Origin of the sequence: Ruegeria sediminis (genome assembly GCF_005938215.1) — a bacterium.
Lineage (GTDB): Bacteria > Pseudomonadota > Alphaproteobacteria > Rhodobacterales > Rhodobacteraceae > Ruegeria > Ruegeria sediminis.
In genome coordinates, this window is the sequence record NZ_VCPD01000003.1 from 382,491 (window position 1) to 403,146 (window position 20,656).

A 20,656-nucleotide genomic window follows, 5' to 3' on the forward strand; every position below is an offset into this window, starting at 1 on the left:
AGGCGGGGGAGGGCCGCACGGCACGTAACCGCTCCCGATACCGTCCTGCGGCCAGCCTAGCGGTCAGTTCGCCGTTTGCGCAATGCCGCGTGCCGCGAGGTCATCCGTATCGTTCGGCGAACCGGCGCAGGATCAGGCCCGGCTGCGTCACCTCGGCGGAGTGGCAGAGCGAGATCAGCCGCTCGGCGTCTTCGGGCGGAAAGTAGCCGTAGTTCCGGTAGATGTTGATGCGCTGCTCGAAATCCATGGCGTCTGCCTCGGGGTGGAACTGCGTGGCATAGACATTCCGACCCCAGCGGATCATCTGGAACGGGCAGGGCTCGGATGCGATCAGGTGAACGCAGCCAACCGGCAGGGTCTGCACCGCCTCCTTGTGGCCGACAAAGGCGTCGAAGACCGGGTGCAGGCCGGTGGTCAGCGGATCCTGCGCGCCTTCTTGGGTAAGTGTGCAGGTCGAAGGGCCGACGGGTTCGCCATAGCGGGCCTTGCTGACCTCGCCGCCAAGATGCGCCGCCAGGATACCAAGGCCGTAGCAGCATCCCATGAACGGATGATCCGTCCTGGTGATCTGTGGCATCAGCCCCATGATCGTGGCTTCGATCCGGGCGTCCATCGCGGACTTCGCGGATGGCTCGTCGCTGACGCAGCCCGGGCCGCCGCCGACGATGACGCCGGCGTAGTCGGTGACCTGCAGCCCCGGCGGCAGGTCCTCGCAGTCCAGCCGGATGCGGTGGGCGCGTTCGGGCGGCAGGCAGCTTTTACCGAGGATCGAGGCGAACTCGGCATCCGCCGCATCCTTTTCGGGGCGAAGCTGCAGGATCAGAAAGCGTTTCATCGCCTGCCCTTAGCCCCTTCGTGCGCCGCTTGGCAACAGGCAGCAAGCCTAGAGCGGCCAGAAGACCAGGATCGCGGGGATCGAGACCGCGACGATCAGCACTTCCAGCGGCAGCCCCATGCGCCAGTAGTCGCCGAAGCGATAGCCGCCCGGGCCGAGGATCAGCGTGTTGTTCTTGTGCCCGATCGGCGTCAGGAACGCCGCCGAGGCGGCGACGGCGACCGCCATCAGGAACGGATCGGGCGACACCTCCAGCGTGCGCGCCATCTGGATGCCGACCGGGGCGGCGACGATGGTGGTTGCGGTGTTGTTCAGCACGTCCGACAGCGTCATGGTCACGACCATGAGGACCGTCAGAATGGCCCAGGCCGGCATCCCGCTGGTCAGGCCGACCAGCGCCCCCGCGATCAGTTCCGTTCCGCCCGAGGTCTCCAGCGCCGCGCCCAACGGGATCATCGACCCCAGCAGCACCACGACCGGCCATTCGATGTGGTCGTAGATCTGGGCAATCGGCAGGATCCTGGTCAGGACATAGCCGATGACCACCAGCCCCAGCGCGATCGGCAGGTACAGAAGCCCGACGCTGGCGGCAAGAACGGCGGCAGCGAACAGGCCGATCGCCAGCCACGCCTTGTCATCCGCCGTCACGTTCAGCCCGCGCTCGGCCAGCGGCAGGCAGCCCAGCCATTCCGTGACATACCCGCCGTGATCGCGCGGGCACAACAGCAGCAGGATGTCGCCGGGTTCGACTTCGGTCTTGCGGACGTGCTTGAACATGCGGCGCCCCTGCCGCGAAATTCCCATCAGGATGGTTCGGTGCCGCCAGGCAAGGCCAAGCCCCTGCGCCGTGCGCCCGGCGATGCGGGCGGTTCTGGGCACGACGACCTCGATGATCTCAAGCCCCTCGCCGGCAGCGTCCAGCACGCCCTGTCTTTCGGTCTCAGCGAAATCCAGGCTGAGGGCCGCCCGGAATTCGTCCAGCGCCTCCGGTGTCGCCTCCAGCACCAGCGCGTCGCCCTCTTCCAGGATCACGTTGGCGGCGCGGCCATAGCGCCGGCGCCCGTCCCGGATCAGGCCCAGGATCGCCACGTCGGTTTTCTCGGCCGTTTCGTCCAGTTCGCCCAGCCGCTTGCCGATATGCGACGACTCGGCCGGCACCGTGAGCTCCGCGATGTATTCCGCCAGCGCCTCGGAGGCGTCGCCCTGCATGCCCCGCTCGGGGATCAGCCGCCAGCCGATCAGCGCGACGAAGATCAGGCCGGCCAGCGCCGCCAGCCCGCCCACCGGGGCGAAATCGAACATTTGATAGGGCGCGCCAAGGGCCTCGTTCCGGATCGAGGCGATGATGATGTTTGGGGGCGTGCCGATCAGGGTGGCCATGCCGCCGAGGATGGTGGCGAAACTCAGCGGCATCAGCGTCAGCCCCGCCGCGCGGCCGGCCTTGCGGGCGGTCTGGATGTCCACCGGCATCAGCAGCGCCAGCGCGGCCACGTTGTTCATGAAGGCGGACAGGACCGCGCCGATCCCGCCCATCAGCGCGATATGGGCGCCAAGCCCGAGCGAGGCATCGACCAGGGTGCGGGTGATCATGAAGACCGCCCCCGAGCGCACGAGACCCGCCGACACCACCAGCACCAAGGCCACCACGATCGTCGCCGGGTGGCCGAAACCGGAAAAGGCGTCGTCCACGGGAACGACGCCAAGGATCACTCCTGCCATCAGCGCGGAGAACGCCACCAGATCATAGCGGAACCGCCCCCAGAGAAGCAGGGCGAAAACCGCGACGAACAGGGTGAACAGAATGATTTGATCCGTGGTCATGGCCCCACCATACGCGGCAACTCGGCCCCGGCAAGCCGGTCTCTTGATCCGGGCCCCCGCAAAAGTCTATATGGGCGCCGAACAGGCAATCATCACGAGGACGCACCATGGCCGGCCATTCCAAATGGGCCAACATCCAGCACCGCAAGGGGCGCCAGGACGCCGCGCGGTCCAAGCTGTTTTCCAAGCTGTCGAAAGAGATCACCGTCGCCGCCAAGATGGGCGACCCCGATCCCGACAAGAACCCGCGCCTGCGTCTTGCGGTGAAGGAAGCCAAGGGCCAGTCGATGCCCAAGGACAACATCGAACGCGCCATCAAGAAGGCGATGGGCGGCGATGCCGATTCCTATGAAGAGATCCGCTACGAGGGTTATGGCCCCAACGGCGTCGCGGTCATCGTCGAGACCATGACCGACAACAAGAACCGCACCGCGTCGAACGTGCGCTCGACCTTCGCCAAGAACGGCGGCAACCTAGGCGAGACCGGCTCGGTCGGGTTCATGTTCGAGCGCAAGGGCGAAGTTGTATACCCGGCGTCGGCAGGCGACGCGGACACCATCTTTGAAGCCGCCATCGAGGCCGGCGCCGAGGATGTTGAAAGCTCGGAGGACGGCCACGTCATCTGGTGCGCCGATACCGACCTGAACGAGGTTTCGAGCGCGCTGGAAGCCACGCTGGGCGAGTCGGAATCGACCAAGCTTGTCTGGCGCCCCACCACCACCACGGAACTGGGGCTCGACGACATGCAGCGCCTGATGAAGCTGATCGACGCGCTCGAAGATGACGACGACGTTCAGCGCGTCACCACCAATTTCGAAGCCACCGACGAGGTGATGGAGCAGTTGTAGAGCCGAAAGGTTTTTTGGCAGGGAAACCCGGCCTGCGCCGGGTTTTTTTATTTCAGGAACAGGCTGAAGGCGCCGCCGGTTCCGGACCGTCAGAAAAAGCTCGAGATTTCCTCCAACGGCTTCTTCATCTTTGCCACCGCAGGCACGGTCGCGTTGGCCGCCGGATGACCCGCCGCGATGATCATGGTGGGTTTCTCCGAGGCCGGGCGCTTCAGCGCATCGTTCAGGAACCGCATCGGGTTGGGGGTGTGGGTCAATGCGCAGAGCCCGGCATGGTGCAGCGCCGCCAGCAGAAAGCCCGTGGCGATGTTCACGCTTTCCGGCACGTAGTAGTTCTTGTAACGCGTGCCGTCCTCGAACTGGCCCCAGCGCTGGGCGAATACGACGATCAGCCACGGCGCGGCCGTCAGGTGTTCCTTGACCGCATTCGTCCCGATCGGTTCCAGCGCCTTGATCCATTCGTCGCCGCCGCCGCCCGCGTAGAAGCGGCGCTCCTCTTCCTCGGCCTCTTCGCGGATGCGCCGCTTCAACGCCGGGTCCGAGACCGCAGCAAAATGCCAGGGCTGGTGGTTCGCGCCGGACGGGGCCGTGCCGGCGGTCCGGATGCAGGTTTCGATCACGCCGCGCGGCACCGGGCGATCGGAATAGTCACGAACCGTATGCCTGCGGCGCATCACGTCGAGGAAACCCTGCGCCGCGGCCAGCATCCGTTCGTCGTCAAGGTCGTTGCGGTCGGGCAGGGGGATCGGATCATAGCTGAGCGCGTCGCGGGCAAACATGGCATGTCCTCCATTGTCCTGAACCGTTATCCGGCGCGGTCAGCCCGGGATCAACCCCTCGGCAGCGGCTGCCTTGACGGCGCGGGTCAGCGGCCCGAGCGCGGGCGACATGATGCGGCTGACCTGCCAGGTCAGCGGCACGTCCAGCGGGGTGTCGGGAATCAATACCTGAAGCTTGCCGTCCCGGAGGGGGCGTTGCACCAGCGACTCGGGATTCATGCCCCAACCCAGCCCGGCGCAGGCCGCATCGACGAAGGCGTGGCTCGACGGCAGGTAATGGGTTGGCGGGACGATCCGGGTGCCGGTATTGGCCGCCAGCCAGGCGCGTTGCAGACCGTCCTTGCGGTTGAAGGTCAGGCAGGGCGCCGCCGCGAGCGCCTGCGGCGTCACCCCGTGCGGGAACCAGCGGCGCATGAATTCGGGACTGGCCGTCGCGATGTATCGCAACGTCCCGAGCGGTGTCGCGTCGCATCCGGTCACCGTCTTGCCGCCCAGCGTGATCGCGGCGCTGACTTCGCCGCGCCGAAGCCAGTCCGCCGAATGGTCCTGATCGTCGATCAACAGGTCGAACAGGACATCGCCCGCCTGCGCCATCGCGTCGATGAACCAGGTCGCAAGGCTGTCGGCGGTCACCGCGATCTTCAGGCGGGCCGGTCCGGCGCCCTGTTCCAGCGCCAGATCGCGGCTGAGCTGGGCTTCGAGCAGGCCGATATCCTCGGCGTGCTTGGCGATCCTCAGTCCGGCGGGCGTGCCGCTGCAGGGCGGGCCCCGGTCGATCAGCGACGTGCCGATCCGGTCCTCGAGCGCCTTGATGCGCTGCGAGATCGCGGACGGGGTCACCGCCAGTTCGGCGGCGGCCGCCTCGAAACTGCCCAGCCGCAGGATGGCTGCCAGGGCGGCCAACTGGTTGGGGTCGAAGGACATTAGCAGATCTTAATTCGTGTTAGCATCTTTAACTGGATAGAGTCGCTCGGCTGGCCTAGTCAATCCGGGCATCGTCCGGAGGCATTATGTCCGCGTCTTTCGTACCAGGGTTCGCCCTTGGCTTCAGCCTGATCCTTGCCATCGGCGCGCAGAACGCGTTCGTTCTGCGCCAGGGGCTCAGGCGCGAGCATGTGTTCGTCCTGTGCCTGACCTGCGCGGTGTCCGACGCACTGCTGATCGCGGCTGGGGTTGCCGGGTTCGGGGCACTGGCCGCCGCGGCGCCCCTGTTCGAGACGGTCATGCGCTACGGCGGTGCCGCCTTTCTGACCTGGTACGGCGCCCGCAGCCTGATGTCGGCGTGGAAGGGCGGCGCGGCGCTGCAGGCGGGCAACGGACAGCGCACCAGCCTGCGCGCCGCATTGATCACGGTGCTGGCGTTCACCTGGCTCAACCCGCATGTCTACCTGGATACGGTGGTGCTGATCGGCTCGATCTCGGCACAGTACGAGGACCGTCTGGGGTTCGCCCTTGGCGCGACTTCGTCCAGCTTCGTGTTCTTCTTTTCGCTGGGCTACGGCGCCAGGCTGATCGCGCCCTGGTTTTCCCGCCCGAGGGCGTGGCAGGTCCTGGACACGCTGATCGGTTTCACCATGCTGGCGATCGCCCTAAAACTTGTTGCGATGTGAAGGGTTGCCTTGGTCAGATTTTGGGTGTTCAACCGTCCGCATGACCACGATCGCCGCCCAATCCCGACCTCTGGCGGGCATGTTCTGGATGCTGACCGCCGGCATGTCCTTCGTGATCATGACGGCGCTGGTCAAGTCCATGGGCACGACGATGCACCCCATTCAGGCGGCTTTTCTGAGATACCTGTTCGGGCTCGTGTTCCTTATCCCGGCGCTGTCCGCGATCGTGAACACCAGACTCACCAAACGGCTCGTGACGATGTTCGGCATTCGGGGCGCCATTCACGCGCTCGGGGTGATGCTGTGGTTCTTCGCGATGACGCAGATCCCGCTGGCCGAGGTTACGGCGATGAACTACCTGACGCCGGTCTACGTCACCCTGGGCGCTGCGCTGTTCCTTGGGGAAAAGCTGGCCTTCCGCAGGATCGCCGCCATTCTTGTGGCGCTGATCGGAACCGCCATCATCCTGCGGCCCGGATTTCGTGAAATCTCGCCCGGTCACCTGGCCATGCTCGGAACCTCGCTGACTTTGGGGGGGTCATACATTCTGGCCAAGGTGATCGTCGCGGATGTGCGGCCTTCGGTGGTCGTTGCGCATCTGTCGATCTGGGTGACGCTGTTCCTGATCCCCTTCGCGGCGGCGGTCTGGACGCCGCCAAGCTGGAGCGATCTGGGCGTCCTGTTCCTGATCGCCTGTTTCGCGACTGGCGGGCACTATTTCATGACCCTGGCCCTTCAGGCCGCGCCGGTGGCGGTGACGCAGCCGGTGACGTTCCTGCAACTGATCTGGGCGACCCTGCTGGGCGCGCTGGTCTTTCACGAGGGCGTGGACATCTGGGTCGTCGCCGGCGGCACGCTCATCCTTGCTGCGGTCAGCTTCATCACCTGGCGCGAGGCGGTGCTCAAGCGGCGCGAGATCACCCCGCCCGGCATCACGCCGACCGTGAGGGTTGTTTCGCCTCGGGACGGTGCGCCAAAAAACGTTATTGATTGACGAGTCAATAAAATTCTCTTAGCGTTTCGGCAAGCAATCTGCTTGGAAGGGGCGAGTCATGCCGAAACTCGGAATGGAGCCGATCCGGCGCGACGCGATCGTGAAGGCCACGATCGCGGAACTCGGCGTGAAAAAGTCCCTCGACGTGACCGTCAGCCAGATCGCCAAGCGGGCCGGCATGTCGAGCGCCCTGGCGCATCATTATTTTGGCGGCAAAGAGCAGATATTTCTGGCCGCGATGCGACATATCCTGACGGATTTCAGCGAGGTCGCGCGATCCAAGCTGAAGGCCGCCGCCCCGGGCGGGCGGGCGCAGGCGATCATTCGCGCCTGTTTCGACCCGTCCTGCTTCACCCCCGACGTCGTCGCGGCCTGGATGACGTTCTACGTGCTGGCGCAGACCAACAGCGATGCCCTGCGCCTCTGGCAGATCTACCAGTCCCGAATGCGCTCGAACCTGATCGACGCGTTGCGGCCCTCGGTCGCGGACCCGGTCGAAGCGGCCGAAAACCTGATCGCTCTGATCGACGGGCTTTACATCCGCGCAGCCCTGAGCGCCCCGGAAGAGCCTGAACTGGCCGTCAGCCATGCCATGCGCGTTTTGAATACCCTGATCGAGGCCGAAAAATGACAAGACCGAATATTCTGATCCTGATGGTGGATCAGCTCAACGGAACCCTCTTTCCCGACGGTCCCGCGGAGTGGCTGCACGCGCCGAACCTGAAAAGGCTGGCCGCGCGATCGACGCGTTTCGCCAATGCCTACACCGCGTCGCCGCTCTGTGCGCCGGGACGGGCAAGTTTCATGTCCGGCCAGCTTCCGTCCCGCACCGGCGTCTACGACAACGCCGCCGAGTTCCGCAGCGACATCCCGACCTTCGCCCATCACCTGCGCCGGGCAGGATATTACACCTGCCTGTCGGGCAAGATGCATTTCGTCGGCCCCGACCAGCTGCACGGTTTCGAAGAGCGGCTGACCACCGACATCTACCCCGCCGATTTCGGCTGGACGCCGGATTACCGCAAGCCGGGCGAGCGGATCGACTGGTGGTACCACAACATGGGCTCGGTCACCGGGGCTGGTGTCGCCGAGATCACCAACCAGATGGAATACGATGACGAGGTCGCCTACCACGCCAAGGCCAAGCTTTACGACCTGGCGCGGGGCAAGGATGACCGCCCGTGGTGCATGACGGTCAGCTTCACCCACCCGCACGATCCCTACGTGGCGCGGCGCAAATACTGGGATCTCTACGAGGATTGCGAGCATCTGCTGCCCGAGGTGGGCGATCTGGGATACGAGAACCACGACCCCCATGCCAAGCGCATTTTCGACGCCAATGACTGGCGCAGCTTCGACATCACCGAAGAGGATATCCGCCGGTCGCGCAGGGCCTATTTCGCCAACATCACCTATCTGGACGACAAGGTCGGCGAGATCCTCGAAGTTCTGGAAACCACCCGGCAGGAGGCGATAATCCTGTTCGTTTCGGACCACGGCGACATGCTGGGCGAGCGGGGCTTGTGGTTCAAGATGAATTTCTACGAAGGATCGGCGCGGGTGCCGCTGATGATCTCGGCGCCGGGCATGCCGGCAGGCAGGATCGACACGCCGGTCTCGACCATCGACGTGACCCCGACGCTGGGCGCGCTTGCCGGTGTGGACATGGCCGAGATTGCCCCCTGGACCGACGGCGAGGATCTGGTGCCGCTGGCGAACGGCGCCGAACGTACGGCACCGGTGATGATGGAATACGCGGCCGAGGCATCCTATGCGCCGCTTGTTTCGCTGCGCTACGGCAAATGGAAGTACAACCGCTGCGCGCTGGACCCGGATCAACTGTTCGACCTCGAAACCGACCCGCACGAAATGGAGAACCTTGCCGGCAAGCCCGAGCATCAGGGGACGCTGCAGACCTTGCGTGCCAAATCCGAGGCGCGCTGGGATCTCGACAGGTTCGATGCCGAGGTGCGCGCCAGCCAGGCCCGCCGCTGGGTGGTCTACGAGGCGCTGCGACAAGGGGGCTATTACCCTTGGGACTACCAGCCGCTGCAGAAGGCGTCGGAGCGATACATGCGCAACCACATGAACCTGGACAATCTCGAGGAAAGCCAACGTTTCCCGCGGGGCGAATGACCTCTTCAACCTACTGAAAAGACTCCCGCCGAAGGCATCGAAAGCGAGCTTGAAAAGGAATCGCTGCTGCGGCGGGTCAAAGGAGCCGTGACCATGGAAGCAGATTTCGTCATCGTCGGCGCAGGATCCGCCGGCTGCGCGATGGCCTATCGCCTCAGCGAAGCCGGCGCCTCGGTTCTGGTGATCGAACATGGCGGCACCGACGCCGGCCCGTTCATCCAGATGCCCGCTGCGCTCAGCTACCCGATGAACATGTCGCGCTACGACTGGGGGTACCAGTCCGAGCCGGAGCCGCATCTGAACGACCGGCGGTTGGTCTGCCCGCGCGGCAAGGTGATCGGCGGGTCGTCGTCGATCAACGGCATGGTCTATGTGCGCGGCCACGCGATGGACTTCGACACCTGGGCCGAGATGGGCGCGGATGGCTGGTCCTTCTCCGACGTGCTGCCCTATTTCAAGCGGATGGAGACCTGGCACGATGGCGGCCATGGCGGCGACGCCACCTGGCGCGGCACCAGCGGTCCGCTGCACGTCACCCGCGGCCCGCGATCGAACCCCCTGTTCCGCGCTTTTGTCGAGGCGGGGCGCCAGGCCGGCTACGAGGTGACTGGCGACTACAACGGCGCGAAACAGGAAGGCTTTGGCCCGATGGAGCAGACCGTCTGGAAGGGGCGGCGCTGGTCGGCGGCCAACGCCTATCTGAAACCCGCGCTGAAACGCGCCAATTGCGACATCGTGCGCGGCCTGGCCTCGCGCGTGGTGATCGAGGATGGCCGCGCCGTAGGGGTCGAACTGATCCGCGGCGGCAGGAAAAAGGTGATCCGCGCCCGGCGCGAGGTCGTTCTGGCGGCTTCGTCGATCAACTCGCCCAAGCTGCTGATGCTGTCGGGAATCGGCCCGGCGGCGCATCTGGCCGAGCACGGGATCGAGGTGGTGGCCGACCGCCCCGGCGTGGGGGCCAACCTGCAGGACCATCTGGAACTCTATGTGCAACAGGCGGCGATCCAGCCGATCACGCTCTACAAGCACTGGAATCTGGTCGGCAAGGGGCTGATCGGCGCGCAATGGCTTTTCACCAAGACCGGTCTCGGCGCATCGAACCAGTTCGAGAGCGCGGCTTTCATCCGGTCGAAGCCGGGCGTGAAATACCCGGACATCCAGTACCACTTCCTGCCGATCGCCGTGCGTTATGACGGGCAGGCCGCCGCCGAGGGGCACGGGTTCCAGGCGCATGTGGGGCCCATGCGCTCGCCGTCCCGCGGCTCAGTGACATTGCGGTCGGCCCGGGCCGAGGATGCGCCTGTCATCCGGTTCAACTACATGAGCCACGACAAGGACTGGGAGGATTTCCGCACCTGCATCCGGCTCACGCGCGAGATCTTCGGTCAGGACGCGTTCAAGCCCTTTGCCGGACACGAGATCCAGCCCGGCGATGCGGTGCAGACCGACGAGGAACTTGACGCTTTCATCGCGGAACATGCCGAAAGCGCCTATCACCCCTGCGGCACCTGCCGGATGGGGCGCCCCGACGACCGCGGCGCGGTGGTCGACCCGCAGGGCCGAGTGATCGGGGTGGACGGGCTGCGCGTGGCCGACAGTTCCGTCTTTCCGCAGATCACCAACGGCAACCTGAACGCGCCGTCGATCATGGTGGGCGAGAAAGTCTCGGATCACCTTCTGGGCAAGGACCCGCTGCCGCGGGCCAACGATCGCCCATGGATCCATCCCGGCTGGGCGACGGCACAGCGTTAACCTTTCTTAACAAGACCCGTTGAATGCACCCCTCAGGGGGTGCATATCGGGGGTATGTTAAGGATTTGTTTGATCTTTGTTCTCATGCTGCCGCTCGCCGCGGCCGCGTCGGAAGAAATTTCCGGACCCGTGCGTGTCGTGGACGCGGATACGTGGGATGTCGGGGGCGTCCGGGTTCGGCTGCACGGCATCGATGCGCCCGAGATGGATCAGACCTGTCAGAGCAGGGAGGGCGCCGACTGGTCCTGCGGCGTCTGGGCGACCGACAAGGTGCGCCGCGCCTATGAAGGGCGCACCGCGCGGTGCCGCCCGCTGGACCGGGATCGCTATGGTCGCACCGTGGCGCGTTGCGAGGTCGCGGGCGAGGATGTGGGGCGGACCCTGGTCGAAAAGGGGCTGGCTTTTGCCTTTCGCAAGTATTCCGGCGACTACGTTTCACAGGAACGGGTGGCGATGGCCGAGAAATCCGGGTTGCACTCGGGCACGGTGCAGGCGCCTTGGTTGTTCCGGGCCGCCGGCGGCGCGGCAAAGGCCCCAAGCGATTGCCGGATCAAGGGCAACATCTCGGCCGAAGGTGAGCGGATCTATCACGTTCCTGGGCAAAGGCACTACGCGCGAACGCAGATCAACCCGAAGAAGGGCGAACGTTGGTTCTGCTCTGCCGCCGAGGCCCGCGAGGCGGGTTGGCGCGCCGCCCGGCGCTGAGAAACCGCGCCTGTTCGCGGCCGATTTGATCCGGGTCAAAGAGGGCGGCGCGATTGCGCTTTAGCTGTGGATCGCAACAGCAAGTCAAGGAGCGAACAGACATGACCCACACGCCGCACGAACTGGCAGAAGAGTTCCCGGAAAAGGCCGAACGCATCAGCCAGCTCAAGCAATCGGACGCGCATTTCGCCCGGCTGGCCGACGAATATCACGAAATCAACCGCGCCGTGCACCGCGCCGAAACCAATGTCGAACCGATGGACGGGCTGGCCGAAGTCGATCTGCGCAAGAAGCGCGCCGCGCTGAAGGACGAGATATGGGGAATCCTGTCCAAAGCCTGACCGGGACGGGCGACGGGGCGGGCGATGCCTGCCTCGCCATGCCCGGAGAGTTCAGTTCACTTCGTAAGGAAGCGTGCCGCGTTCGTCGGCATTGATCGTCAGCCGCCGTTCCAGCGGCGGGACCGAGCGTTGGTGGCAAGTCTTGCGCTCGCAGATGCGGCAGGAAATCCCGATGGGTTCGAAGGCGCTGGCATTGCTGACGTCGAGGGTGTCGGCATAGACCAGCGCGTCGGCGTGGCGTACCTCGCACCCCAGGGCGATGGCGTAGCGGCGCACCGGCGCGCCGAAGGAGCCGCCGGGTTTCGAGACATCCCGCGCCAGCGAAATATAGCGGACACCGTCCGGCGTTTCCGCCAGTTGGCGCAGGAAATGGCCGGGCGTTTCAAAGGCGCGATGCACGTTCCAAAGCGGGCAGGCGCCGCCGAACCGGGCGAATTGCAGGCGGGTCGCCGAATGGCGCTTGGTGATGGTGCCCGCCTGATCCACGCGGACGAAGAAAAAAGGTATGCCCTTGGCGCCGGGTCTTTGCATCGTCGACAGGCGGTGGGCGACCTGCTCGATCGAAGCGCCGAAGCGGTTGCTCAGCAGTTCCAGGTCATGCCGATAATCCTGCGCCGCCGCCAGGAACGTGCCATAGGGCATGAGGGCTGCGCCCGCGAAATAGTTCGCAAGGCCGATCTTCGCGATTGCGCGCGCCTCCTCGCTCTGGAACCGTGCGAAATCCAGCGTCGCTTCCAGCAGCTTGTCCTGGCTGAGCAGGGCCACCTGCAGCAGCAGCTGAAAGACCTGCGTCTGCGGCGCCGCCCGCGAGGACAGGCGCAGCGTCCGCGTCTCGGGGTCGTAGCTGCGCAGGGGCTCGATATCGGCGAACTCCACGGCGATCCCGCGTTCATTCAGGCTTTCCATCGCGATGGTCCTGATCCCGCCGGCAGCGCCCGAGCGTTCCGCAAAGCGTTCGGCAGCGCGGTCCACCGCGTCGATGTAGTTGTCGCAATAGTGGAAAAAATCGCGCACCTCCTCCCAGGGGCTTGCCTGAAGGCGGGCATCCTCGCGCCCAAGCGCCTCGTCCAGCGAGGCCAGCCTTTCGTGGGTCTGGCGATAGGCCCGGTGCAGTTCGATGAAGGCGCGCGCCAGCGCAGGCGCGTTCGAGGCGGTCAGGCGCAGGTCGGCCAGCGGCGGCATCGCGTCGGCAAAGATCGGGTCGGCCAGCGCCTCTCGCATGTCCGAGACCAGGCGCTCGCTGTCGCCGGTGCTGAGTTCGGTGACGTCCAGCCCGAATTCCTGCGCCAGCGCCAGGACAACCGTCGTCGAAACGGGCCGGTTGTTGTTCTCCATCTGGTTCAGGTAGGGCAGCGATACGCCGAGCTTTCCGGCGAAATCCTTCTGCGTCAGGGACAGGCGCGTGCGAATTTCGCGCAGCTTGGCGCCGGCATAGAGCTTTTGGGTGGCCATGGGGTGCCTTTGCAGGTTTTCCTGCCGCAAAGGCTAGCTTTGCAAAGCCCTGGGTTCAAGCGGTCACAAGCCCAACTGGCGTTCGCGCCGGATCACGACCAGGATCGCCAGAATACCAAGGATCGACGTGACCAGCATCAGCCACAGCAGCGGCAATGCGCCGGTTTCCGGGGTCAAGAGCGCACCCGCAAGCGCGCTCAGCCCCGCGCCGCCGCCCAGCATGATCGCCCCGCTCAGCCCGGAGGCCGTCGCCGCCAGATGCGGGCGGACCGAGAGCGAACCTGCGGTGGCGTTGGGAATCGACATGCCGTTGCCGAGACCGACGAAGGTCATCAAGCCGAAAAAGCTGATCGCTGTGCCCAGACCGGCCAGAAAGATTATCAGCGACAGCGCGACGCCGATCGCGTTCAGCCAGCAGCCCCACAGTACCATCCGGTTCACGCCGAAGCGCACCGAATAGCGCCCGCTGATGAAATTGCCGAAGAAATACCCGACAGCCGGTGCGCCGAAATAGATGCCGACCTCGGTCGGCGCCATCTTGAACACTTCGGTGCCGACAAAGGGCGCGCCCCCGAGATAGGCGAAAAAGGCGCCTGAGGACAGGCCCGAGGCCAGCGCATAGCCCCAGAATCGCGGCGAGGTCAGCAGTTCCGGATATTCGCGGAACTGCTGGGTCAGCGTCTTGCCGCTCTTGTGCGCGGTTTCCCCGAAATCCTTGTAGGTCAGCAGCAGGGCCATCGCGCCCAGCCCGAACAGCAGCCAGAAATTGGCCTGCCAGCCGAAGGCCATGTCCAGAACGCCACCGATCGCCGGGCCGATCATCGGGACGACCGCCATTCCCATCGTGACGTATCCCAGCATCGAAGCGGCCTTGTCCTGCTGGTACATGTCGCGCACCGCGGCGCGGCTCAGCACGATGCCGACCGCGATGACGGCCTGGCACATGCGGAAGAACAGGAAGATCTCGGCCGTCGGCGCATAGATGCAGCCCAGTGTGACCAGCAGGAACAGGCCGATGCCCCAAAGGATCACGGGCCGCCGCCCGCCCTTGTCCGCCAGCGGGCCGATCACGATCTGCAGCAGCGCGCTCATCGCCAGATACAGCGCCACCGAAAGCTGCATGACCCGGTAATCCGTCCGGAAATGCTCGGCCATGTTCGGCAGGCTGGGAAGGAAGATGTTCATGCTCAGCGCAGACAGGCCGGACAGCAGGATGAGCGTCGCCAGGGTCGGGGGGCTGCGGTGGGTATCGGCGGAACTGAACTGCATGGTTCGCATCTAGGATATGCGGTTCCGTGAATCCATGCCCGGTGTTGCGTTAAGATGTTAATTAACAAATTTGCGTTTAGCTGAGGATGAATTGCCAATAATTTGCAAATTTGCCGAATTGTTCTTTGGCCCGTGCGGCCCACACTATATGGTCCGGTCAAATTTGACAGGGGACACTCGCGATGAAAGACATCCTTTCCGAGCTCGAAGACCGCCGCACCGATGCACGGCTGGGCGGCGGGCAAAAGCGGATCGACGCGCAGCACGCGCGCGGCAAACTGACGGCACGAGAGCGGATCGAACTGCTGGTCGACGAGGGCAGCTTTGAAGAGTTCGACATGTTCGTCTCGCACCGCTGCACCGATTTCGGGATGGAAAAGCAAAAGCCTGCGGGCGATGGCGTCGTCACCGGCTGGGGCACGATCAACGGCCGGATGGTCTATGTCTTCAGCCAGGACTTCACCGTGTTCGGCGGTTCGCTGTCCGAAACGCACGCGCAGAAGATCTGCAAGATCATGGACATGGCGATGCAGAACGGCGCGCCGGTGATCGGCCTGAACGACTCGGGCGGGGCGCGGATCCAGGAGGGCGTGGCGTCGCTGGCCGGTTACGCCGAAGTGTTCCAGCGCAACATCATGGCCTCGGGCGTGGTGCCGCAGATCTCGGTCATCATGGGGCCCTGCGCCGGCGGCGCGGTCTATTCGCCGGCGATGACCGACTTCATCTTCATGGTCAAGGACACGTCCTACATGTTCGTCACCGGCCCCGACGTGGTCAAGACGGTGACGAACGAGGTCGTGACCGCCGAGGAACTGGGCGGCGCCTCGACCCATACGCGGAAATCCTCGGTCGCGGATGGCGCGTTCGAGAACGACGTGGAGGCCTTGGCCGAAGTCCGCCGACTGGTCGATTTCCTGCCGCTCAACAACCGGGAAAAGCCGCCCGTGCGCCCCTTCTTCGACGAGCCGGGCCGGCTTGAGATGTCGCTCGATACGCTGGTGCCGGAAAACCCGAACACGCCCTACGACATGAAGGAACTGATCGCCAAGGTGGCGGACGAGGGCGATTTCTACGAGATCCAGGAAAATTTCGCCAAGAACATCGTCACAGGGTTCATTCGCCTCGAAGGTCAGACCGTAGGCGTCGTGGCGAACCAGCCGATGGTCCTGGCCGGCTGTCTCGACATCGACAGTTCGCGCAAGGCCGCGCGGTTCGTCCGGTTCTGCGATTGCTTCGAAATCCCGATCCTGACCTTCGTGGACGTGCCGGGCTTCCTGCCGGGAACCTCGCAGGAATATGGCGGGGTCATCAAGCATGGCGCAAAGCTGCTGTTCGCCTATGGCGAGGCCACGGTGCCCAAGGTCACCGTCATCACCCGCAAGGCCTATGGCGGCGCCTATGACGTGATGGCGTCCAAGCACCTGCGCGGCGACTTCAACTATGCCTGGCCGACCGCCGAGATCGCGGTGATGGGCGCCAAGGGCGCGACCGAGATCATCCATCGCGCCGACCTGGGCGACGCCGAGAAGATCGCGGCCCATGCCAAGAGCTATGAGGATCGTTTCGCCAATCCCTTCGTGGCCGCCGAGCGCGGGTTCATCGACGAGGTGATCATGCCGCATTCGACCCGCCGCCGCGTGTCCCGGGCCTTTGCCAGCCTGCGCAACAAGCAGCTGCAGAACCCTTGGAAAAAGCACGACAACATTCCGTTGTAAGACAGCAGGGACAGGGCGGGGTATCCCCCGCCGGTCCGCAAACCGCGGGATGCGCCCGCCTTTCGGAAAGACGCGATGACCAAGCTTTGCACGACCCGGACGTTCCCGATTGGCCTCACGGACGCCTTGCCGTTCGCGCAGGGTCACGCGGGCGTTGCCGGGGTCGTCGCGACACCGTTTGACTCACGAGGCCAATCCGCCCCATGATCCGCGCGAATCGGCATAGAACCGCGTGCGCCGAAAGCGACGCGCAAGCAGCCCCGGCGGGAGGAGCCTGCGTTTCGCGGGGTCGGGGCTGCGGAATCGCCGCGGGCTTTCTGGTCTTCGTCGCCGCCGCGACGGCCAGGGCCGAGGCGCTGCTGCCGGTCCCTTCCGGACAGCCCGTGCAGCTTGCCGATGTCCTGCTGGACGACAATCCCGGCGAATTGTGGGTGCGTTTCCGCTTCATCGCTCCAAAGATCGGCTCGGCCGTGGGCCAGATCGGCTATGACGTGGCCACCATCGACATGGAGCACCTGTGCCGGACCCTGGCCGTTCCCTATGTCGACAAGCACCGGCTGGAGCCGGCCCGGGTGATCATCTCGATGTCCGATCGCGCGGTCGACTTCGGAATGTCCGCGCCCGACACCACCCAATTCTTCGAAGCCTACCGGTTGGAAAATTCCCGCTGTATCTGGGAGGGGTTCTGACGATGACAGGGATTCCGAACATCGCCCGAACCTCTCGGCGGAAACCAACGGCTTTGGAGGCACATGCCATGAACCCATCCACTCCCGGATGTATTTCTGTTTCATTTTCAAGTACCATGGCGTGCGGTTGCAATCGGGCAGCCGTGACCTCGCTTGAGGGGAGAGCATGGACTCTGCCCCCGTCAAAATCAGCGAACGGAGACAGGAGAAATAAATGTCGAAATGCGTCAAGTTCCTCGCAATGGTGGCATTCGTCGGCGCCGTTGCGGGCTGCAGTCAGCAGGAAGAAGAAGTCATCGTGCCGGAACCGGTCACGACTGAGCCGACCTACACCGGCAAGTACGGATAAGATTGCCGCGGGACCGGCCCTGCGGCTGGTCCCGCGCCGTCCGGCGGCCCTGTTCGGGGAGGGCCGGCCATGCTGAAGCATCGCGGTTTCCCCAGCCGCTTCCCCGGCACCGATTTCCAGTTCACCATCCGCCGCGCCAATCCCAAGGGCGTCACGCCGCTGATCCGGCGCGAAAGGTACCGCGACCGCAAGGCCGTGGACCGCAGGGTGGATGCGGCCTTCATGGAGGCGCTGTGGATTCACTTCGGAGACCAGCCCTTCGAACGCGGCAACCTGGATGCCGGACGGCTGAGCTGGCTGTTCGGACGCGAAGTCGTTCCCGCCGAAGAGCCGTTCGATCCCGCCAGCTACGAAGCCCTGCTGGTGATCGACGTGGCCGTGGCGCAGTCAAGCTATCCCGACGTTTTCTCGGAGGAGCACTGACCATGTCCCGCACTCCTCTGCCAGCGACTTTCCCGGCGTTTCCGGGATCGCCGCACGCGCGGTTGCAAAAAACGCTTGCGGCGGGGAATTTGGCGCGGTTTCAGCCGACTTCCCGCGGTCGCGTCGGCGCAATCTTGCGCGCGGATTTACGGAATGGGCAGAAACTGGCCGGAAAACCGGTTCGTGTCAGTGGCGAGTTGGCGGCGCAAACGGACACGGGCAGAGTGATCGGGCCGCACGGCGTCTGTTTGCCTATGCCGTGCATGCACCTACTATTCCGTACCCCTTCCTTGGGCGGGCAGGTCCGTGTACCCCACAGATTCCTGCCCGCTTTTTTCTGCCCGCCGGCCGCTGACGGGCATTGGCAGGATTTTGCGCAGGCTTTTTCCGGGTGCCGAATTTTGTTGCAGACCGCTGGCGTTCCCCGGCATCAGACGGGCGAGCAGTCAACGTCTGACAAGGGACATCAAACATGCGGATCAAACGACTCATCCCGGCACTCGCAATCTGCGCGGGCCTCGCTGCCTGCGGCGACACTCCGGCCGAGCAGGCGCTTTACGGCGGCAGCGCCGGCGTTCTGGGGTCTCTCGTTCTCAACACCGACCCGGTTGTCGGCGCGGCGGCAGGCGCGGCGGGCAACCTGCTGTATTGCCAGACCCAGAACAACTGCGACTGACGTAATCGCTTTCTCCGGGGCCTTCGGGCGCCGGACCGCAATCACGCTTGACGCCACCGCGGGCCGAAAGGCCTTCGGTGGCGTTTTGCGTTCCAAGAACCCCAAGACAAAGGACGTTCCATGTTCAACAAGATCCTGATCGCCAACCGGGGCGAGATTGCCTGCCGGGTCATCAAGACTGCGCGCAAGATGGGTATCGGCACCGTCGCCATCTATTCCGACGCCGACAAGCAGGCGCTGCATGTCCAGATGGCGGACGAAGCCGTCCGCATCGGCCCGCCGCCCGCGAACCAGTCCTACATCGTCATCGACAAGGTGATGGAGGCCATTCGCCAGACCGGCGCGCAGGCGGTGCATCCGGGTTACGGGTTCCTTTCGGAAAACTCCAAGTTCGCCGAGGCACTCGAGGCCGAGGGCGTGGTTTTCGTCGGCCCGCCGAAAGGGGCGATCGAGGCGATGGGTGACAAGATCACCTCGAAGAAGATCGCGCAGGACGCGAATGTTTCGACCGTGCCGGGCTACATGGGCCTGATCGAGGACGCCGACGAGGCGGTGAAGATCAGCCGGGAAATCGGCTATCCGGTGATGATCAAGGCCAGCGCGGGCGGCGGCGGCAAGGGCATGCGCATCGCCTGGAACGACGACGAGGCGCGCGAGGGCTTCCAGAGTTCCAAGAACGAGGCCGCGAGTTCCTTTGGCGACGACCGGATCTTCATCGAGAAATTCGTCACGCAGCCGCGCCATATCGAGATTCAGGTTCTCTGCGACAGCCACGGCAACGGCATCTACCTGGGCGAGCGGGAATGCTCGATCCAGCGCCGCAACCAGAAGGTCGTGGAGGAGGCGCCGTCGCCCTTCCTTGACGAGGCGACCCGCCGCGCCATGGGTGAACAGGCCGTCGCCCTGGCCAAGGCCGTAGGCTATGCCAGCGCCGGTACGGTGGAATTCATCGTGGACGGGCAGAAGAACTTCTACTTCCTCGAGATGAACACCCGCCTTCAGGTGGAACATCCGGTGACCGAATTGATCACCGGGGTCGATCTGGTAGAGCAGATGATCCGGGTGGCCGCCGGCGAAAAGCTGTCCATCACCCAGGACGACGTGCAACTGAACGGCTGGGCCATCGAGAACCGGCTTTACGCCGAGGATCCCTACCGCAACTTTCTGCCGTCGATCGGCCGTCTGACCCGCTACCGTCCGCCCGCCGAAGTCGCCGCCGGGCCGCTGTTGGCGAACGGGAAATGGCAGGGCGAGGCGCCCGAGGGCGCCACGGCGGTGCGCAACGACACCGGCGTGTACGAGGGCGGCGAGATTTCGATGTACTACGACCCGATGATCGCCAAGCTCTGCACCTGGGGGCCGACGCGCGATGATGCGATCGAGGCCATGCGTGTCGCGCTCGACAGTTTCGAGGTCGAAGGCATCGGCCACAACCTGCCGTTCCTCAGCGCGGTGATGGACCATCCAAAGTTCGTGTCGGGCGACATGACCACCGCGTTCATCGCCGAGGAATACCCTGACGGGTTCGAGGGCGTGACCCTGCACGAAAACGAACTGCGCCGCATCGCCGCCTCCTGCGCGGCCATGCACCGTGTCGCCGAGATCCGCCGCACCCGCGTTTCGGGCCGGATGGACAACCATGAACGCAAGGTCGGCACTGAATGGACCGTCAGTCTGCAGGATCACGAATACAACGTGACCATCGCGGCCGATCACCAGGGTTCGACCGTCACCTTCGAAGGCGGCGGTGTGCATCGCGTGGCGTCCGACTGGACGCCGGGCGATCAGCTGGCGACTCTGGACGTCGATGGCAGCCCGCTGGTCCTGAAGGTCGGAAAGATCTCGGGTGGTTTCCGCATCCGCAACCGCGGCGCGGACATCAAGGTGCATGTGCGCACGCCGCGCCAGGCGGAACTGGCCCGGCTGATGCCGGAAAAGCTACCGCCCGACACGTCGAAGATGCTGCTCTGCCCGATGCCCGGCCTGATCGTGAAGGTCAATGTCGAGGTCGGTCAGGAAGTTCAGGAGGGGCAGGCGCTCTGCACCGTCGAGGCGATGAAGATGGAGAACATCCTGCGCGCCGAGAAAAGGGGTGTCGTGTCCAAGATCAACGCCGGCCCCGGCGACAGCCTCGCCGTGGACGAGGTGATCATGGAATTCGAGTGACCGGGTAACCCCGGTCCCTCACCGGAAAGGGAAGGACATCGTGCGACGCGCAAGGACATACATGCCCGAAATGGGCCGCAGGGGCGGATCGGAGGC

Annotated in this window: 20 protein-coding genes; 14 read left to right on the plus strand and 6 right to left on the minus strand. The window is 64.8% G+C overall.

What is annotated here, in order from left to right; all coding sequences use genetic code 11:
* Positions 1–100 precede the first annotated feature (100 nt).
* Both FGK63_RS10335 and FGK63_RS10340 read right to left on the minus strand, forming a co-directional pair.
* Entirely contained in the window at positions 101–835 is a 735-nt protein-coding gene (locus FGK63_RS10335; protein ID WP_138841854.1) for a glutamine amidotransferase, read from the minus strand.
* A 48-nt stretch (positions 836–883) separates the two neighbouring features.
* Positions 884–2,656 (minus strand): SLC13 family permease, encoded by a 1,773-nt coding sequence (locus FGK63_RS10340; RefSeq protein WP_138841856.1) that lies wholly within the window; start codon positions 2,654–2,656, stop codon positions 884–886.
* 107 nt (positions 2,657–2,763) lie between these two features.
* Between FGK63_RS10340 and FGK63_RS10345 the strand changes: the two genes are divergently transcribed.
* Positions 2,764–3,504 carry a YebC/PmpR family DNA-binding transcriptional regulator gene (locus FGK63_RS10345; RefSeq protein WP_138841857.1) on the plus strand — a complete coding sequence of 247 codons (741 nt, stop codon included), beginning with the start codon at positions 2,764–2,766 and terminating at the stop codon, positions 3,502–3,504.
* Positions 3,505–3,593: 89 nt separating this feature from the next.
* On the opposite strand, the gene FGK63_RS10350 is transcribed toward FGK63_RS10345, so the two are convergent.
* Positions 3,594–4,283, minus strand: a complete 690-nt coding sequence (locus tag FGK63_RS10350) for a nitroreductase family protein (RefSeq protein ID WP_138841859.1) — start codon at positions 4,281–4,283, stop codon at positions 3,594–3,596.
* Positions 4,284–4,322: 39 nt separating this feature from the next.
* Entirely contained in the window at positions 4,323–5,207 is an 885-nt protein-coding gene (locus FGK63_RS10355; RefSeq protein WP_138841861.1) for a LysR family transcriptional regulator ArgP, read from the minus strand.
* A gap of 86 nt (positions 5,208–5,293) precedes the next feature.
* On the opposite strand from FGK63_RS10355, the gene FGK63_RS10360 reads away from it, so the two are divergent.
* The 7 genes from FGK63_RS10360 to FGK63_RS10390 all read left to right on the plus strand — a co-directional run bounded on the left by FGK63_RS10360 (position 5,294) and on the right by FGK63_RS10390 (position 11,821).
* Positions 5,294–5,893: a LysE/ArgO family amino acid transporter gene (locus FGK63_RS10360; RefSeq protein ID WP_138841863.1), complete on the plus strand. Its 600-nt coding sequence runs from the start codon at positions 5,294–5,296 to the stop codon at positions 5,891–5,893.
* A 40-nt stretch (positions 5,894–5,933) separates the two neighbouring features.
* A complete protein-coding gene (locus FGK63_RS10365; RefSeq protein ID WP_138841865.1) occupies positions 5,934–6,887 on the plus strand; it encodes a DMT family transporter in 954 nt (317 codons plus the stop codon).
* Between the two features lie 58 nt (positions 6,888–6,945).
* Positions 6,946–7,518 carry a choline-binding transcriptional repressor BetI gene (gene betI / locus FGK63_RS10370; protein ID WP_138841867.1) on the plus strand — a complete coding sequence of 191 codons (573 nt, stop codon included), beginning with the start codon at positions 6,946–6,948 and terminating at the stop codon, positions 7,516–7,518.
* Positions 7,515–9,023 (plus strand): choline-sulfatase, encoded by a 1,509-nt coding sequence (gene betC / locus FGK63_RS10375; protein ID WP_138841869.1) that lies wholly within the window; start codon positions 7,515–7,517, stop codon positions 9,021–9,023. The genes betI and betC overlap by 4 nt, the downstream gene beginning before the upstream one ends.
* A 93-nt stretch (positions 9,024–9,116) precedes the next feature.
* Entirely contained in the window at positions 9,117–10,775 is a 1,659-nt protein-coding gene (betA, locus tag FGK63_RS10380; protein WP_138841871.1) for a choline dehydrogenase, read from the plus strand.
* Positions 10,776–10,859: 84 nt separating this feature from the next.
* Positions 10,860–11,480 (plus strand): thermonuclease family protein, encoded by a 621-nt coding sequence (locus FGK63_RS10385; RefSeq protein WP_246044001.1) that lies wholly within the window; start codon positions 10,860–10,862, stop codon positions 11,478–11,480.
* 101 nt (positions 11,481–11,581) lie between these two features.
* Complete coding sequence (locus FGK63_RS10390) at positions 11,582–11,821, plus strand: HP1242/YdcH family protein (protein ID WP_138841875.1); 240 nt, start codon at positions 11,582–11,584, stop codon at positions 11,819–11,821.
* A gap of 51 nt (positions 11,822–11,872) precedes the next feature.
* Here the strand turns inward: FGK63_RS10390 and FGK63_RS10395 are convergent, their stop codons facing one another.
* Entirely contained in the window at positions 11,873–13,273 is a 1,401-nt protein-coding gene (locus FGK63_RS10395; protein ID WP_138841877.1) for a helix-turn-helix domain-containing protein, read from the minus strand.
* Between the two features lie 63 nt (positions 13,274–13,336).
* On the minus strand, positions 13,337–14,542 hold the full coding sequence (locus FGK63_RS10400) for a multidrug effflux MFS transporter (protein WP_138841879.1): 1,206 nt from the start codon (positions 14,540–14,542) through the stop codon (positions 13,337–13,339).
* A 182-nt stretch (positions 14,543–14,724) separates the two neighbouring features.
* Here FGK63_RS10400 and FGK63_RS10405 point away from each other — a divergent pair, with 182 nt between their 5' ends.
* From FGK63_RS10405 to FGK63_RS10425, 6 genes are all read left to right on the plus strand, one after another.
* Positions 14,725–16,257, plus strand: coding sequence for an acyl-CoA carboxylase subunit beta (locus tag FGK63_RS10405; RefSeq protein ID WP_138841881.1), 1,533 nt, complete (start codon positions 14,725–14,727; stop codon positions 16,255–16,257).
* Positions 16,258–16,460: 203 nt separating this feature from the next.
* Complete coding sequence (locus tag FGK63_RS10410) at positions 16,461–16,946, plus strand: DUF6497 family protein (protein WP_138841883.1); 486 nt, start codon at positions 16,461–16,463, stop codon at positions 16,944–16,946.
* 214 nt (positions 16,947–17,160) lie between these two features.
* Positions 17,161–17,295: a hypothetical protein gene (locus FGK63_RS21125; protein WP_281282115.1), complete on the plus strand. Its 135-nt coding sequence runs from the start codon at positions 17,161–17,163 to the stop codon at positions 17,293–17,295.
* 69 nt (positions 17,296–17,364) lie between these two features.
* Positions 17,365–17,718 carry a hypothetical protein gene (locus tag FGK63_RS10415; protein ID WP_138841885.1) on the plus strand — a complete coding sequence of 118 codons (354 nt, stop codon included), beginning with the start codon at positions 17,365–17,367 and terminating at the stop codon, positions 17,716–17,718.
* Positions 17,719–18,190: 472 nt separating this feature from the next.
* Positions 18,191–18,394: a hypothetical protein gene (locus FGK63_RS10420; protein WP_138841887.1), complete on the plus strand. Its 204-nt coding sequence runs from the start codon at positions 18,191–18,193 to the stop codon at positions 18,392–18,394.
* Positions 18,395–18,514: 120 nt separating this feature from the next.
* Positions 18,515–20,560 carry an acetyl-CoA carboxylase biotin carboxylase subunit gene (locus FGK63_RS10425; RefSeq protein ID WP_138841889.1) on the plus strand — a complete coding sequence of 682 codons (2,046 nt, stop codon included), beginning with the start codon at positions 18,515–18,517 and terminating at the stop codon, positions 20,558–20,560.
* Positions 20,561–20,656: the final 96 nt, after the last annotated feature.